Origin of the sequence: Rhodobacter sp. 24-YEA-8, assembly GCF_900105075.1 — a bacterium.
GTDB lineage: Bacteria > Pseudomonadota > Alphaproteobacteria > Rhodobacterales > Rhodobacteraceae > Pseudogemmobacter.
The window spans coordinates 2395711-2411450 of the sequence record NZ_FNSK01000001.1 but is presented as its reverse complement, the minus strand read 5'-3'; the positions used below and the strand labels follow the sequence as shown (position 1 = coordinate 2411450).

The 15740-nt window shown below is 62.0% G+C and carries 17 protein-coding genes; 10 read left to right on the top strand and 7 right to left on the bottom strand.

The genetic code is table 11. From position 1 onward, the window contains the following. Nucleotides 1-996, top strand: coding sequence for an ABC transporter ATP-binding protein (locus BLW25_RS11820; RefSeq protein WP_092899270.1), 996 nt, complete (start codon nucleotides 1-3; stop codon nucleotides 994-996). Next, nucleotides 996-2453: a mannitol dehydrogenase family protein gene (locus tag BLW25_RS11815; protein ID WP_092899268.1), complete on the top strand. Its 1458-nt coding sequence runs from the start codon at nucleotides 996-998 to the stop codon at nucleotides 2451-2453. Before BLW25_RS11820 ends, BLW25_RS11815 begins: the two co-directional genes overlap by 1 nt. 19 nt (nucleotides 2454-2472) lie before the next feature. On the opposite strand, the gene BLW25_RS11810 is transcribed toward BLW25_RS11815, so the two are convergent. The 7 genes from BLW25_RS11810 to BLW25_RS11780 form a co-directional block, all read right to left on the bottom strand. Then, nucleotides 2473-3348, bottom strand: a complete 876-nt coding sequence (locus BLW25_RS11810; RefSeq protein ID WP_092899266.1) for a 3-hydroxybutyryl-CoA dehydrogenase — start codon at nucleotides 3346-3348, stop codon at nucleotides 2473-2475. Between the two features lie 138 nt (nucleotides 3349-3486). Further along, entirely contained in the window at nucleotides 3487-4398 is a 912-nt protein-coding gene (locus tag BLW25_RS11805) for an electron transfer flavoprotein subunit alpha/FixB family protein (protein ID WP_092899264.1), read from the bottom strand. Beyond that, nucleotides 4398-5159 carry an electron transfer flavoprotein subunit beta/FixA family protein gene (locus tag BLW25_RS11800; RefSeq protein WP_092901969.1) on the bottom strand — a complete coding sequence of 254 codons (762 nt, stop codon included), beginning with the start codon at nucleotides 5157-5159 and terminating at the stop codon, nucleotides 4398-4400. Before BLW25_RS11800 ends, BLW25_RS11805 begins: the two co-directional genes overlap by 1 nt. 163 nt (nucleotides 5160-5322) lie before the next feature. After that, a complete protein-coding gene (locus BLW25_RS11795) occupies nucleotides 5323-5925 on the bottom strand; it encodes a cob(I)yrinic acid a,c-diamide adenosyltransferase (RefSeq protein ID WP_092899262.1) in 603 nt (200 codons plus the stop codon). 33 nt (nucleotides 5926-5958) lie between these two features. Continuing rightward, nucleotides 5959-6165: a twin transmembrane helix small protein gene (locus tag BLW25_RS11790; RefSeq protein WP_092899260.1), complete on the bottom strand. Its 207-nt coding sequence runs from the start codon at nucleotides 6163-6165 to the stop codon at nucleotides 5959-5961. Between the two features lie 93 nt (nucleotides 6166-6258). Further along, nucleotides 6259-7086: an SDR family NAD(P)-dependent oxidoreductase gene (locus tag BLW25_RS11785; protein ID WP_092899258.1), complete on the bottom strand. Its 828-nt coding sequence runs from the start codon at nucleotides 7084-7086 to the stop codon at nucleotides 6259-6261. Nucleotides 7087-7186: 100 nt separating this feature from the next. After that, nucleotides 7187-7891 (bottom strand): SH3 domain-containing protein, encoded by a 705-nt coding sequence (locus tag BLW25_RS11780; protein WP_171909536.1) that lies wholly within the window; start codon nucleotides 7889-7891, stop codon nucleotides 7187-7189. 152 nt (nucleotides 7892-8043) lie between these two features. Here BLW25_RS11780 and BLW25_RS11775 point away from each other — a divergent pair, with 152 nt between their 5' ends. The 8 genes from BLW25_RS11775 to BLW25_RS11740 all read left to right on the top strand — a co-directional run bounded on the left by BLW25_RS11775 (nucleotide 8044) and on the right by BLW25_RS11740 (nucleotide 15566). Next, nucleotides 8044-10350: a DNA topoisomerase IV subunit A gene (locus BLW25_RS11775; protein WP_092899254.1), complete on the top strand. Its 2307-nt coding sequence runs from the start codon at nucleotides 8044-8046 to the stop codon at nucleotides 10348-10350. Nucleotides 10351-10489: 139 nt separating this feature from the next. After that, a complete protein-coding gene (locus tag BLW25_RS11770; RefSeq protein WP_253188394.1) occupies nucleotides 10490-11194 on the top strand; it encodes a hypothetical protein in 705 nt (234 codons plus the stop codon). A 117-nt stretch (nucleotides 11195-11311) separates the two neighbouring features. Then, the gene (tuf, locus tag BLW25_RS11765; RefSeq protein WP_092899252.1) at nucleotides 11312-12487 is read left to right on the top strand and encodes an elongation factor Tu; all 1176 of its coding nucleotides are present in this window, start codon (nucleotides 11312-11314) and stop codon (nucleotides 12485-12487) included. Nucleotides 12488-12819: 332 nt separating this feature from the next. Next, on the top strand, nucleotides 12820-13128 hold the full coding sequence (gene rpsJ / locus BLW25_RS11760) for a 30S ribosomal protein S10 (RefSeq protein WP_092899250.1): 309 nt from the start codon (nucleotides 12820-12822) through the stop codon (nucleotides 13126-13128). 10 nt (nucleotides 13129-13138) lie between these two features. Beyond that, on the top strand, nucleotides 13139-13864 hold the full coding sequence (gene rplC / locus BLW25_RS11755; protein WP_092899248.1) for a 50S ribosomal protein L3: 726 nt from the start codon (nucleotides 13139-13141) through the stop codon (nucleotides 13862-13864). Then, nucleotides 13861-14481, top strand: coding sequence for a 50S ribosomal protein L4 (rplD, locus tag BLW25_RS11750; RefSeq protein WP_092899246.1), 621 nt, complete (start codon nucleotides 13861-13863; stop codon nucleotides 14479-14481). Before rplC ends, rplD begins: the two co-directional genes overlap by 4 nt. Continuing rightward, complete coding sequence (locus BLW25_RS11745) at nucleotides 14478-14774, top strand: 50S ribosomal protein L23 (protein WP_092899244.1); 297 nt, start codon at nucleotides 14478-14480, stop codon at nucleotides 14772-14774. Before rplD ends, BLW25_RS11745 begins: the two co-directional genes overlap by 4 nt. A 279-nt stretch (nucleotides 14775-15053) precedes the next feature. Then, nucleotides 15054-15566, top strand: coding sequence for a hypothetical protein (locus tag BLW25_RS11740; protein ID WP_092899242.1), 513 nt, complete (start codon nucleotides 15054-15056; stop codon nucleotides 15564-15566). The last annotated feature ends 174 nt before the right edge of the window (nucleotides 15567-15740 follow it).

The following is a 15740-nucleotide window of genomic DNA, read 5'->3' as shown; positions in this document are numbered from 1 at the left end:
ATGGGACAGATTACCCTTTCCGCAGTCACGAAAAGCTTTGGCGAAGTGAATGTCATTCCGCCGCTTGACCTGACCATCAATGACGGCGAATTCGTTGTTTTCGTGGGGCCGTCGGGTTGCGGCAAATCGACCCTGCTCAGGCTGATCGCGGGGCTTGAGGATATTTCCTCGGGCCAGGTCGTGATCGATGGCAAGGACGCGACCGACACCGCGCCGGGAAGCCGGGGGCTCGCGATGGTGTTCCAGTCCTATGCGCTTTATCCGCATATGACGGTTCGCAAGAACATCGCATTCCCGCTGAAAATGGCGGGTCTCAGCCCCGATCAGCAGAACGCAAAGGTCGAACAGGCCGCGAAGGTGCTGAACCTGACGAACTATCTCGACCGCCGTCCGGGCCAGCTTTCGGGGGGTCAGCGCCAGCGCGTCGCCATTGGCCGGGCCATCGTGCGCGAACCGGCGGCGTTTTTGTTCGACGAGCCGCTGTCCAACCTTGATGCGGCCCTGCGCGTGACCATGCGGCAAGAGATTTCCGAGCTGCACCAGTCGCTTAAGACCACGATGATCTATGTGACCCATGATCAGGTCGAGGCGATGACCATGGCCGACAAGATCGTGGTGCTGAATGCGGGGCGGATCGAACAGGTCGGATCGCCGCTTGAGCTGTATCGCCAGCCGAAGAACCTCTTTGTCGCGGGCTTTATCGGCAGCCCGAAGATGAATTTCATCACCGGGGCCGAAGCCGCGCATGAGGGCTGCACGACGCTGGGGATCCGCCCGGAACATATCGCGGTGACGCAGGACGGGCGCTGGACCGGCGTGGTGGGCCTTGCAGAACATCTCGGCTCGGACACCTTTCTCAAGGTTCAGACCGCCGAGGCGGGCGAGCTGACCGTCCGTGTCTCCGGCGAGATGGCCCTGCATCACGGCGACCGCGTCAGCCTCCACCCGCAGGAGGGCAAGCTTTACCGCTTCGACCATGAGGGAAGGGCGCTGTGATGCGGGGTTCAGAAACGGTGCCTGATCTGTCGGTGCAAATGCCCGGCTATGACCGTAAGGCGCTGACCCCCGGCATCGTTCATATAGGGCTGGGGAATTTCCACCGTGCCCATATGGCGGTCTATCTTGATGACCTGTTCCGGCTCGGCCTGGCGCATGACTGGGCCATAATCGGCGCCGGTGTGCGCCCTGCGGATGCGGCGATGCGCGATGCCCTGCTGGCCCAGAATTGCCTTTCGACCGTGATCGAGCTGGATCCGCAGGGCCGCAGCTGTCGCCGCATCGGCGCGATGATTGATTTCCTGCCGGTCGAGCCCGGCAATGCCAGCCTGATCGCGGCAATGTCGCGGCCAGAGATCCGCATCGTCTCGCTCACAGTGACCGAGGGCGGCTATTTCATCGACCCGGCTTCGGGCGCTTTTGATCCGGCTGCGCCGGCTATTGTTGCCGATGCGGCCAATCCCGGCGCGCCGGGTACGGCCTTCGGCGCGATTGTGGCCGCGCTGAAGGCGCGCCGCGCTGGCGGGATCGCGCCCTTCACCGTGATGTGCTGCGACAACCTGCCCGGAAATGGCGATGTTACCCGCAATGCGGTCGTGGGCCTTGCCCACCTGTCTGACCCGGATCTGAGCGCCTGGATCGACGCCACGGTCGCCTTCCCGAATGCTATGGTTGACCGCATCACCCCCGCGACCGGCCCGCGCGAACGCGCGATGGCGGCGGCGTTCGGCCTCGACGATCCGGTGCCGGTGACCTGCGAGCCCTTCCGTCAATGGGTGATCGAGGATCATTTCCCCGCCGGGCGCCCGCCGCTGGAGCGCGTCGGCGTGACCTTCAGCCGCGAGGTCCATGCCTATGAGATGATGAAGATCCGTATCCTTAACGGTGGCCATGCGATCATCGCCTATCCGGCCGGACTGATGGATCTCGAATTTGTCCATGAGGCGATGGCCGATCCGCTGATCGCGGGCTTCCTTGACCGGGTCGAGACGGAGGAGGTGGTGCCCTATGTACCACCGGTCCCGGAGACGGTGATTGCCGGGTATTACGAGGTGATCCGGCAGCGGTTTTCCAACCCCGAAGTGGCAGATACCACGCGGCGGCTCTGCCTTGACGGGTCGAACCGGCAGCCGAAATTCATCATTCCCTCGCTGCGCGACGCGCTGGCGGCGGGCGGGTCGGTGGAGGGGCTGGCGCTGGTCTCGGCGCTCTGGTGTCGCTATTGCGCCGGGGTGACTGACAGCGGCGCCGTGATTGCGGCGAATGATCCGGACTGGGATCGGCTGACGGCACTGGCGCAGCAGGCAAGGGATCAGCCCGACCTGTGGCTGGCACAAAAAGCGATCTATGGTGAGATCGGTGAGGACGCGCGTTTTCGCGCGGCTTTTGCACGCCATCTGACGCGCCTTTGGGCTGAAGGCACGCGGGCGGTTCTTAGTGCCTATCTGGCGCGGTAAGCCTAGGCCGGACCCGGGATCAGCGGGTCGGAACCGGCACCTCACCGCGGTAATCGTAAAAGCCGCGCTGCGATTTGCGGCCCAGCCAGCCGGCCTCGACATATTTCGTCAAAAGCGGGCAGGGCCGGTATTTGGTATCGGCCAGGCCGTCATAAAGCACGTTCATGATCGCAAGGCAGGTGTCGAGCCCGATGAAATCCGCAAGCTCCAGCGGTCCCATCGGGTGATTGGCGCCAAGCTTGAGCGCCTCGTCGATGGAGCGCACATTTCCGACGCCTTCATAAAGCGTATAGACCGCCTCATTGATCATCGGGATCAGGATGCGGTTCACGATGAAGGCAGGGAAATCTTCTGCAGAAGCTGCCGTTTTTCCAAGTTTTTCCACCACGGCATGCAGCGCGCTATAGGTCGCCTGATCGGTGGCGATACCCCGGATCAGCTCGACCAGCTGCATCACGGGGACGGGGTTCATGAAGTGGAACCCCATGAATTTCTCGGGCCGGTCGGTGCGCGAGGCGAGCCGTGTGATCGAGATCGAAGAGGTGTTCGAGGTCAGGATCGTCTCGGGTTTCAGATGGGGCAGCAGCGCGTCGAAAATGGCCTGTTTCACCGTTTCACGTTCGGTCGCGGCCTCGATCACCAGATCCGAGGGGCCCAGATCGGCCAGGGTCATGGTGGTCCTGATCCGGCCCATCGCGGCCTGCCTGTCTTTGGCCGAGACCTTCCCCCGCGACACCTGGCGTTCCAGATTGCGGTCGATGATGGCGACAGCCTTTTGCAGCGAGTCTTCATTCACGTCGTTCAGCAGCACGTCATATCCGGCAAGCGCGAAAACATGCGCGATGCCGTTGCCCATCTGCCCCGCGCCTACGATGCCGACCGAACGGATATCCATGATGAGCCTCTTCCTGTTGCGGCTGTGAGATTAGGCGCGGGGGCTTGCGGGGGCAATCCCCGCTGCGGGCGCTGGCCGGTTCTGCAATGGAAAAGGGCGCCCATGGGCGCCCTTTGTACCTTTTCTGCGTTTTGCAGATCAGAGCTTTTCTGTGAGCTCGGGGAGGATGGTGAAGAGGTCTCCGACAAGGCCGTAATCCGCGACCTGGAAGATCGGGGCTTCTTCGTCCTTGTTGATCGCGACGATGACCTTCGAGTCCTTCATCCCGGCGAGATGCTGGATCGCGCCCGAGATGCCGACCGCGACATAAAGATCAGGCGCCACGACCTTGCCGGTCTGGCCGACCTGCCAGTCATTTGGCGCGTAGCCGCTGTCGACCGCCGCGCGGCTTGCGCCGACGGCTGCGTTCAGCTTGTCCGCGAGCTTTTCGATCACCGCGAAGCTTTCTTTCGAACCGACACCGCGCCCGCCCGACACGACGATTTTCGCCGAGGTCAGTTCAGGACGATCCGAAGCCGCCACCCGGTTTTCGACAAAGCTCGACAGGCCGGTTGCAGCCGCATCTGCCGCAGCCTCGACCGCAGCCGAACCACCTTCGCCTGCCGCTGCAAAAGCCGCCGTGCGTACCGAAAAGACCTTTTTCGCGTCCGAAGATTTCACCGTCTGAATCGCATTGCCGGCATAGATTGGCCGCTCAAAGGTTTCAGAATCGATAACGGCGGTCACATCCGAGATCACCATCACGTCGAGCAGCGCAGCAACACGCGGCAGAACGTTCTTGTTATAGGCGGTCGCGGCGCCGGCGATATGGCTGTACGCGCCCGCGAGGCTGACCACCAGATCGGCCATCGGTTCGGCCAGGCCATTGTTATCGCTGGCATTCAGAACCTTGCTGACGCCTTCGAGCTTTGCTGCAGCCGCCGCAGCCTCTGCCGGGCCTGCGACCAGAAGATGCACTTCGCCCAGAGATTTTACGGCCGTCAACGTTTTGGCAACCGAATCGGTGGCAAGCTGGCCTTCGTTCACATCTGCAATCAGGAGAACAGCCATCAGATCATCCCCGCTTCATCTTTGAGTTTCGCCACCAGCTCATCGACCGAGGCGACGCGCACACCCGCCTTGCGGCCGGCCGGTTCCGTGGTTTTCACGACCGTCAGGCGCGGGGTCACATCGACGCCATAGTCAGCCGGAGTCTTCACCGCCAGCGGCTTCGCTTTGGCCTTCATGATGTTCGGCAGGCTTGCGTAACGCGGCTCATTGAGGCGCAAATCGACGGTGACGACCGCCGGCAGGCTGACCTCGATGACCTGGAGACCACCGTCGACCTCGCGGGTGACGCGGGCCTTGTCGCCCTCGATCACCAGTTCCGAAGCAAAGGTCGCCTGGGCCTGGCCAAGCAGCGCCGCCAGCATCTGGCCGGTCGCGTTCATGTCGTTGTCAATCGCCTGCTTGCCGGCCAGGACCAGGCCGGGGGCCTCTTCCTTCACCACGGCCGCCAGAAGTTTCGCCACGGCGAGCGGCTCGATATCGGTATGCACGTCAGACGCGGCTTCGATCAGGATCGCCCGGTCCGCGCCCATCGCCAGCGCGTTGCGCAGGGTCTCCTGCGCCTGTTTGACGCCGATCGAGACGACCACGACCTCGGTTGCGATGCCCTTTTCCTTCAGGCGGATCGCTTCTTCCACCGCGATCTCGTCAAAGGGGTTCATCGACATCTTCACATTGGCAAGATCGACACCCGAACCATCCGCCTTCACACGGACCTTCACGTTGTAGTCAATCACCCGTTTGACAGGCACGAGGACCTTCATGCGGTAAATCTCCATTTCTGGGGGCGTTCGCACGCCCCTCACAAGCTCCCGCCAGGAGTGTTATCGCAGGGGGAAACGATTCTACAGCAAAAAGCGACACGTCCCGGACGCACTGCGTCGCGTTACTGATGCGTCTTTTCGATCAGATGGGGGGAGGGGGCGATCAGCCCGCCGCGCCATCCGGCCCGGCATCGCCACGTGTCAGGCCAGGCACCCAGAGCACATCCGACCGACCATCATCATTGGCAATGCGGCCGGCGACGAAAAACCAGTCCGACAGACGATTCAGATATCGTACTGCATCGGGGTTCACATCCTCTTCGCCGGCAAGCTCTACTGCCAGCCGCTCAGCGCGGCGGCAGACCGTGCGGCACAGATGCAACTGGGCCGCGAGCGCCGATCCTCCGGGCAGGATGAAACTGCGTAAGGGCGTCAGCCGGGTGTTCATCGCGTCGATCTCGCGCTCCAGCCTGTCCACCTGGGCCGCAATCATCCGCAGCGGCGTATAAGAGAGGGTCTCGTCCAGATGCCTGTCCGGCGTCGCAAGATCGGCGCCAAGATCAAAGAGGTCGTTCGAGATCCGGGCCAGCGCCAGCGCCACTTCGCCTGTCGCATGCAGCCGGGCAAGACCGACGGTCGCATTGGTCTCATCTACCGTGCCATAGGCCGAGACGCGGGTTGCATGTTTGGGCACCCGCGCGCCATTCGACAGGGCTGTTTCGCCCTTATCACCGGTGCGCGTGTAGATTTTTGACAGAACGACCATGTTTCCTCCCTGACCTTGCGCGCGCCCGCCGCCTCAGCTGCCTGAATGCCGGTACCAGGCAAAGGCGACCAGCAGGATGACGGCGATGAACTGAGCGATAAGGCGCCAACGCATGATCTTATTCGCGTTGCGCCGGTTGAAATCACCACCTTTGGCGAAGGTGCCGATACCGAAGATGAGGATCGCGGCGACGACAAGCGCAGCGAAGGCCGCGAGGAGGAAAAGGGGATCTCTCAACATGGTGTGCTCTTTCTGTGCGCCCGGCGGCACAACAGTGCCACGGGGGAAAGCCTAAAGTGCAATGGGCGGAATGCGAAGGGTGAAACTGCCGTTTCAGCCTTTCGCGATCAGCCAGTCCAGCATGGGGCGCGGCAACAGCCAGCGCGCGAAGGCCATCAGCCAGGTGGCTTTGGTCACGTAATACCTGGCCCTGGGGCGCGGCTTTTCCACTGCTTTCACCAGCGCCGCCGTCACCGCCGAGGGTGGCAGTTCAAAGCGGTCAGGCGCATTTTTCGCCTCGTAAAGCCGGTGCAAAAGGGTGCGATATTCGTCGGAACGCGCTGAATTCTCCCAATCAACCCATTTCTCGAAATGGGGGATCGAGTTTTCGCGGATGCGCGAGGTGACCGGGCCGGGCTCGATCAGCACGACGTCAATTCCGGTGCCGCGCATCTCAAGGCGCAACACATCGGTCATTCCCTCCATCGCGAATTTCGTTGCCACATAGGCGCCGCGCCATTTCATCGGCACCAGCCCCAGCACCGAGGAGCAATTGACGATCCGCCCGGCACCGGCGGCCCGCATCAGGGGGATCACCCGGCGCGTCAGGTCATGATAGCCAAAGAGATTGACCTCGAAGATCTCGCGCAGGGCGCCGCGCGGCAGGTCTTCGATCGCGCCGGGGCAGGCGAAGGCGCCATTATTGAACAAAGCGCCAAGCCGGCCGCCATTGCGTTCGTGGATCTCGTCGATGGCGGCCAGGATGCTGGGCTCATCGGCATAGTCCAGGCGGAAGCTCTCGAACCCCTGTTCGCGCAGCCTTTCACAATCGGCCTCCTGGCGGCAGGTAGCGAAGACGCGCCAGCCGCGGGCCTTCATACCCTGCGCCGCATCCAGCCCGATGCCAGAAGAACATCCGGTGATGAGAATCGATCTGTCCATTGCTCTGCCCGTCTTTTTTCCAAAGCCTTAGGGGCAAAGACCGGGCAGCGTCAAATGAAGATCGGGCAGAGGGTCAAGCAGGCGCAGGCCCTGCCGGCGATCAATAGGCGTCGGTCAGGAAGCGCGAGGCGACATAGCCAGAGATGCCGTCGCCTTCGATCGCCACCTCGACCCATTCCGAATCGACCGCGCCGATCACGCGGACGGCTTCGCCCTCGGAAAGGCGGCCGACCACCGAAGAATCGGTCGAAGGGCCAAGCCGCACATTGACCGAGCTGGCTGAAACGGTGCGTATCTCCCCGTTCATCGCCGCCCAGTCATTGGAAAGGCCGTCAAAAGAAGGGCTGTCATAGGCGGCGGACGGATCGGGGGAAAGCGCGCCGCCATCGGTCGGATCGGCATAGAGCGAGGGTTCCGCCATGGCGGGCGCAGCCGGGGCCGACATCTCTGCGGATCCGGTGCCCGTAGCATCAAGTGTCGCCATGTCGCCGCTGGGATCAGGCAATGAAGACAGGGTGAAAACGGGCTTTGGTGCCGGCGCTGCGGGCTCGGCCTTCGGCACGCTCGCGATGGCAGGGGCTGCAGCCAGCTCGACCGGCGGCGGCAGATCTGTGGCGGAGAGCTGGACGCGCTCAGCCTCGGGCGCGACGGTGACCGTGGGCGAGAAGGTGCGGGTGACCAGCACGATCTCTTCCCCGGTCGCGACCGCACGGGCGAGACCAGGGCGCATCTGGCCCTTATCCTCGCCGGCGACCAGCAGGGTAACGAAGATAGCCGCAGAAAGCGGCAACACGTAGCGCAACATTGGCAGACTTTCGGAATTTGGCAGCAGAACCCACATTCTAGCACAGATCAGGGTGAAAAATCAGCAGCAAAATCCAAATGCCGGGCGCAGGCCGCGCGTTGTCGCGCGAAAACCGACTGGACCAGAACCGGGCCGCAGCCTAGACAAGATGCATGTCCGACGAAGATGACGATCACAATTCCCTGGGTGCAACCGAAGTCGAGCCGCTTTCGCGGGCGATTGGCGAACGGTATCTGACCTATGCGCTGTCCACCATCATGCACCGGGCGCTGCCCGATGCGCGGGATGGGCTGAAGCCGGTTCACCGGCGAATCCTTTATGCGATGCGCGAGCTGAAGCTCTCGGCGACCGGGGGGTTCCGCAAATCCGCCAAGATCGTCGGCGATGTGATGGGCAATTATCACCCGCATGGCGATGGCGCGATCTATGATGCGATGGCGCGTCTGGCGCAGGATTTCAACGTCCGCTACCCGCTGGTCGACGGCCAGGGCAATTTCGGCAATATCGACGGCGACAGCCCGGCGGCGTCGCGTTACACCGAGGCGCGTCTGACCGCACTGGCCGAAACCCTTATGGAAGGGCTGGCCGAGAACGCGGTGGATTTCCGCCCGAATTACGACGGCACGCTGGAAGAACCCGTCGTGATGCCGGCGGCCTTCCCGAATCTGCTTGCGAACGGATCTTCCGGTATCGCGGTCGGCATGGCCACGAATATCGCGCCGCATAACCTGGATGAGCTGATCCGCGGCTGCCATGCGATGCTCAAAGACCCGGAGATCAGCATTGACGGGCTGATGGAGCATATCCCCGGCCCCGACTTCCCGACTGGCGGTGTGATCGTCGAGCCGAAAGAGTCGATGCGCGAGGCCTATACCACCGGGCGCGGCGCCTTCCGCATCCGGGCGAAATGGGAGATCGAGGATCTGGGCCGGGGCGCCTGGCAGATCGTCGTGACCGAGATCCCCTATCAGGTGCAGAAGTCGAAGCTGATTGAAAAGCTGGCCGAGGTGATCCACCTGAAAAAGGTGCCGCTTCTGGCCGATGTGCGCGACGAATCCGCCGAGGATGTCCGCGTGGTGCTGGAACCCCGCGCCCGCAATGTCGACCCCGAGATGCTGATGGGGATGCTCTATCGCAATTCCGATCTCGAGACGCGGTTCAGCCTGAACATGAACGTGCTGATCGATGGCCGCGTGCCCCGCGTCTGTTCGCTCAAAGAGGTGCTGCGGGCGTTTCTTGATCACCGCCGCGAGGTGCTGCGCCGGCGCTCGACCCATCGGATCGAAAAGATCGACCACCGGCTCGAGGTGCTCGAAGGCTTTATCATCGCCTATCTGAACCTTGATCGGGTGATCGACATCATCCGCTATGACAGCGACCCGAAAGCCGCGCTGATGGCCGAGCTCTGGGGCGGAACCTATCCGCGCGCGCTGTCGGAAAAGGACTATAAGGCGCCAAAGCCGCGCAGCCCCGGCGATCTGACCGAGGTCCAGGCCGAGGCGATCCTCAATATGCGGCTGCGGTCTTTGCGCCGTCTCGAAGAGATGGAGCTGCGCGCCGAACGCGATGCGCTGATCCTGGAGCGCGCGGGGCTTGCGGATCTGCTGGCCTCGGATGCGAAGCAGTGGACGCGGATTGGGGAAGAGCTGGAAGAGATCCGGCGGAAATTCGGCAAGGACTGGGTGCATGGCGCCCGCCGTACTGCCTTTGCTGATGTCGGTTCCGTCGAGGAAGTGCCGTTCGAGGCGATGATCGAGCGCGAGCCGATCACAGTGATCTGTTCCAGACTGGGCTGGATCCGCGCGATGAAGGGCCATGTCGATCTGGCGGCGGAACAGAAATTCAAGGATGGCGACGGGCCGCGTTTCGCCTTCCATGCCGAGACGACTGACAAGATCCTGCTGGTGGCCGAGAATGGCCGCTTCTTTACGCTGATCGGGGCCAATCTGCCTGGCGGGCGCGGTATGGGTGAACCCGTGCGCCTGATGGTCGATCTGGCGAATGACACCGATATCACCGATCTGATCCTCTATCGTCCGGGCGAGAAATACATGCTCGCCTCGACGGCGGGCGACGGCTTCGTGGTACCCGCCGAAGAGCTGCTGGCACAGACCAAGGCGGGCAAACAGGTGCTGACGGTGAAGGACGGGGTGAAATCCGCGATGTGCCGCAAGGTGAGTGGCGATCATGTCGCTGTGGTGGGGGAGAACCGCAAGCTGCTGGTCTTCCCGCTGGTACAGCTTCCCGAGATGGTCAAAGGCAAGGGCGTCAGACTGCAGAAATACAAGGATGGCGGTCTGTCGGATGCGATCACCTTTACCCTGGCCGATGGTCTGAGCTGGAAAGACCCGGCTGGCCGCACCCGGCTCGAGACCGATCTGAGCGAATGGATCGGCGCCCGCGCCGGGACCGGCAAGATGGCCCCGCGCGGCTTCCCCCGCGACAACCGGTTCAACTGAAGCGCAACCGGAATTTTATTGTAAAATTCCGGCCAAATTCCTTTGCAAGGAATTTGCCTTCTGGCGGGCCGGTCGCGTGCGGGTTTGCCTGTTGCCTCTGGCTCGGCTATCGGTTGGGCGTCTCAAACGGAGTTCTGCTTTGTATTTGCGCGGATTTGCCTCTTTCGCCCTTGTTTGCTCGCTGGCTGCCTGTGGCGGCAAGGCAGATCTGAACGAGCCTCCGATGCCCTTCGGCGATTTTGTGCTGGGCCATAATATCATCGTGGCTGACAATGTGCAGAAAGTGCCGATTTCGCGCGATGCGACGCCCGAGGAATGGCAGAAGGTGATGCAGAAGGCGGTCGATGACCGCTTCGGGCAAAAGCGTTATCAGGGCAGCCGGATCTACAATATCGGTATCTCTGTCGATGGCTATGCGCTCGCCCCTCCGGGAATCCCGGTCGTTGCCGCTCCGAAATCCGTGCTCGCCATCACCGCCAATATCTGGGACGACGCCAAGGCGAAAAAGCTCAATGACGAGGGCAAAAAATTCACCATTTTCGAGGGGCTTTCGGGCGAGAGTGTGATCGGCACAGGTCTGACCCGCACCAAGGCCCAGCAGATGGAAGCGCTGAGCTATAATGCCGTTCAGAAGATCGAAGCCTGGCTTCTGGAACATCCCGACTGGTTTGGCCTGACAAAAGACGAACAAAAAGAATTGCTTGCCGCCCGTGATGCCGAGATCGAAGCCGCAGAGGCGAAGCCCGCCGAGGATGATGCCCCGGATCCGGCCGCCGCCGCGACCGCAGCCGCTTTGCCCGCCGGCAAGGGTAAGGCCGCTGGCAAGGGTGCTCCGAAGGGGTGACGCGATGGGCGCGACACCAACGGACACTTGATTTTCCCCGTTACCATCGTTAAGTCGCCGCCCGAGTGAACCAGGGGTTTCCCGTGAGGGGGGCTCCGCAGAGCAAGGGCGGCCAGGATGGCAAAGGCAAAGTTTGAACGGAACAAACCGCACGTCAACATCGGCACGATCGGCCACGTTGACCACGGCAAGACGACCCTGACGGCCGCGATCACCAAATATTTCGGTGACTTCAAAGCCTATGACCAGATCGACGGTGCTCCGGAAGAGCGCGCCCGCGGCATCACGATCTCGACCGCTCACGTTGAGTATGAGTCGGAATCGCGTCACTACGCTCACGTTGACTGCCCCGGCCACGCCGACTACGTCAAAAACATGATCACCGGTGCTGCCCAGATGGACGGCGCGATCCTCGTTGTGAACGCCGCTGACGGCCCGATGCCGCAGACCCGCGAGCACATCCTGCTCGGCCGCCAGGTGGGTATCCCCTACATGGTCGTCTATATGAACAAGGTCGACCAGGTCGATGACCCGGAACTGCTGGAACTCGTCGAGATGGAAATCCGCGAGCTTCTGTCGTCCTACGAATACCCGGGCGACGATATTCCGATCATCAAAGGCTCGGCTCTGGCTGCGATGAACGGCACCAACCCGGAAATCGGCGAGAACTCGATCCGCGAGCTGATCGCGGCTGTCGACGCCTATATCCCGACCCCGGAACGCGCTGTTGACCAGCCCTTCCTGATGCCGATCGAAGACGTGTTCTCGATCTCGGGCCGTGGTACCGTTGTGACCGGTCGTATCGAGCGCGGCGTGATCAATGTCGGTGACGAAGTCGAGATCGTCGGCATCCGCCCGACCTCGAAATCGACCTGCACCGGTGTCGAGATGTTCCGCAAACTGCTCGACCGCGGTGAAGCCGGCGACAATATCGGCGCGCTGCTGCGCGGCGTCGACCGTGACGGCGTTGAGCGTGGTCAGGTTCTGTGCAAGCCGAAATCGGTTCTGCCGCACACCACTTTCGAAGCTGAGGCCTATATCCTCACCAAGGAAGAAGGTGGTCGCCACACGCCGTTCTTCGCGAACTACCGTCCGCAATTCTACTTCCGCACCACGGACGTGACCGGCATGGTCAAGCTTCCGGAAGGCACCGAGATGGTGATGCCGGGCGACAACCTGAAGTTCGAAGTCGAACTGATCGCGCCGATCGCTATGGAAGAAAAACTGCGCTTCGCAATCCGCGAAGGCGGCCGCACCGTTGGTGCAGGCGTCGTTGCGAAAATCATCAAGTGATCTGAAGCCTTCGGGCTTTGTGATCCAGAGGCCGCCCTTCGGGGCGGCCTTTTTCATTGCAAGCCCCGGGCGGGGGGAGCCCGCAGGTGCATGAGGCCAAGGTGAAGGAAGATGCCATACCCTTTGCAGGTGTTTTCGGCGATTCGCAGGGCAGGGGCCTTGATTTCCTCAGGCTTTGGTGCAAAAGGGGCGCGCGGCGCTGACAAGTGCCGTTTGCCTGATTCTTCGGGTGGGTAGTTTGTTCCGCCCGTTCAGAGAAAAAGACCGTCAACATGTGAACCTATCGGATGCGGCCATCCTGGCCTCATCATGACGTTCCGAAGGAAGAAGCAATGCAAGGTCAGACCATTCGCATCCGCCTCAAGGCCTTCGATTACCGTGTGCTGGATGCCAGCACCCAGGAAATCGTTTCCACGGCCAAGCGCACCGGTGCAGAAGTCCGCGGGCCGATCCCGCTGCCGAACAAAATCGAGAAATTCACGGTTCTGCGTGGTCCGCATATCGACAAGAAGTCGCGCGACCAGTGGGAGATTCGTACCCATAAGCGTCTTCTCGACATCGTCAATCCGACCCCCCAGACCGTGGACGCGCTGATGAAGCTCGACCTCGCCGCTGGCGTGGATGTCGAGATCAAGGTGTAAGGGGGCAAAGATGCGTTCCGGTATTATCGCAAAGAAGCTGGGCATGACCCGGCTGTTCCTGGAAGACGGCAAGCAGATCCCGGTCACGGTGCTGCAGCTTGACGCCCTTCAGGTCGTGGCAAACCGCACCGACGACGTTGACGGCTATACCGCTGTTCAGCTCGGCGCCGGCACTGCCAAAGTTTCGCGCACCACTGCCGCGCAGCGTGGCCATTTCGCGAAAGCGAATGTCGCCCCCAAGCGCAAGCTGGTCGAGTTCCGCGTCTCGCCTGACAACCTGATCGAAGTGGGCGCCGAAATCTCGGCCGAACACTATGTTTCGGGCCAGTTCGTCGATGTCGCAGGCACCTCGATCGGTAAAGGCTTTGCCGGTGCGATGAAGCGTCACAACTTCGGCGGTCTTCGCGCGTCGCACGGTGTGTCGGTTTCGCACCGTTCGCACGGTTCGACCGGCCAGTGCCAGGACCCCGGCAAGGTGTTCAAGGGCAAGAAAATGGCTGGCCATATGGGGGCCGTTCGCGTGACCACCCAGAACCTGCAGGTCGTCAAGACCGATGCAGAGCGTGGCCTGATCCTCGTCAAGGGCGCTGTCCCCGGTTCGGCCGGTGGCTGGGTCACTGTCAAGGATGCCGTGAAAAAGGCTCCGCATGCTGACGCTCCGCGTCCGGCTGCCGTCAAGGCGCTCGCGGGTGCTGCTGCTCCGGCTGTGGAAGCAGTCGAAGGGGGTGAAGCATGAAACTTGATGTGATCAAACTCGACGGCGACAAAGCCGGTTCGGTTGACCTGAACGAAGCGCTGTTCGGCCTTGAGCCGCGCGCCGACATTCTGCACCGTGTGGTCCGCTGGCAGCGTGCGAAAGCACAGGCCGGTACCCATTCGACGCTGGGTAAATCGGATGTGAGCTATTCGACCAAGAAGATCTACAAGCAAAAAGGCACCGGTGGCGCACGTCACGGGTCCAAGAAAGCTCCGATCTTCCGTCACGGTGGTGTCTATAAGGGCCCGCAGCCCCGCAGCCACGCCCATGACCTGCCGAAGAAGTTCCGTGCGCTCGGTCTGCGTCACGCGCTTTCGGCCAAGGCCAAAGCCGGCGAACTGGTGATCCTCGACAGCCTCGCGCTGGCCGATGCGAAAACCGGTCTTCTGGCCAAAACCCTGGGCGAGCGTGGCTGGAAACGCGTTCTGGTCATCGATGGTGCAACGGTTGATGCGAATTTCGCACTGGCTGCCCGCAACATCGAAGGCGTGGACGTGCTCCCGACCATCGGCGCCAATGTCTATGATATCCTGAAGCGTGACACCCTGGTGATCACCAAAGCAGGTATCGAAGCTCTGGAGGCTCGCCTGAAATGAGCGCGAAAGCAGAACATTACGATGTGATCCGCAAGCCGGTCATCACCGAGAAAGCCACCATGGCCTCGGAAAATGGCGCGGTTGTGTTCCAGGTTGCGATGGCATCGACCAAGCCGCAGATCAAAGAGGCCGTTGAGGCCGTCTTTGGCGTCAAGGTCAAAGCCGTCAACACCACCATCACCAAAGGCAAGGCCAAGCGTTTCCGCGGCCGCGCCGGTGAGCGTTCGGACGTGAAAAAGGCCTATGTGACCCTCGAAGAGGGCAACACGATCGACGTGTCGACCGGCCTCTGATCATCTGATCGGTGAAATTGAAAGCCCCTGCGAAAGCGGGGGCTTTTTTCGTTGTGGGGTATGACGCTGCGCCACTCCGGCCCGAAAACGGTGCCTGAGGTTTCTGCCCGCTGCCGGACCGGCCAGGGCGGGCGTGCCGGCGGGCAGGCGGGGTGTTGCGGTCATTTGTCAACCAGGGGATACCTGCGTTGAGACCAGGCACAGGGGGAGGCACAAAGGCACCCGGCCGGAGCCGCAACACTGTGAGGCCCGGAGCCGCGTCATAAAACCGGAGTGAACATGTCGCTGTCGAAAACCGCCATTGCGGCACTCAGCCTTTCCCTCCTGCCTCTCGCAGGACATGCCTTTACGGTTTCCAGCGAATCGGCGGATTTCCTCGTCAGGGGCGGCGAAGCCGTGACCGGCAATCCGGTCGGGATCCAGGCGGAGAACCAGTGCTATCCCGCCAGTGACGATCTCTCGGCCCCCGGCAGGATCCTTGCCGATGGCGACTGGGTGGTGACCAGCGAGGTGTCGTTCTATGATTTTGAACTGGTCAGCTTTGCCGCCATCGCCACGCCCAGAGATGGTGGGGGCTGCGAGTTCTTCGACGGCAGGATCGCGGTCTGGAAAGACGACGCCTTTGTTGCGCTGATCGAAGAGGGCGTCGCCGATCAGCTGCTGATCGGCCATATCCGCCCCGTTGACGGCACCGTGATCGAGATCGGCAGCGGTGCGGTGCAGCCCGACACCGTGGGATATATCGCTTATGACGCGGCGACCGAAGAACTCTACGTTACCGCGCAGCGCTAGGCAGGGCAGGGGCGCGGAAAAAGCGCACAGAGCTGTTGCCGCCCCAACTTCTTTCTGTTACCAGCCCTCCATCCCAAAGCCCCCGGATTCGTCCGGGGGTCTTTGGTTTTGCCGAACTCTTTCACCAGAAGGGGCAAGGCAACTCAGCCGGGGATCTTCGGAGCCCTTAACCCC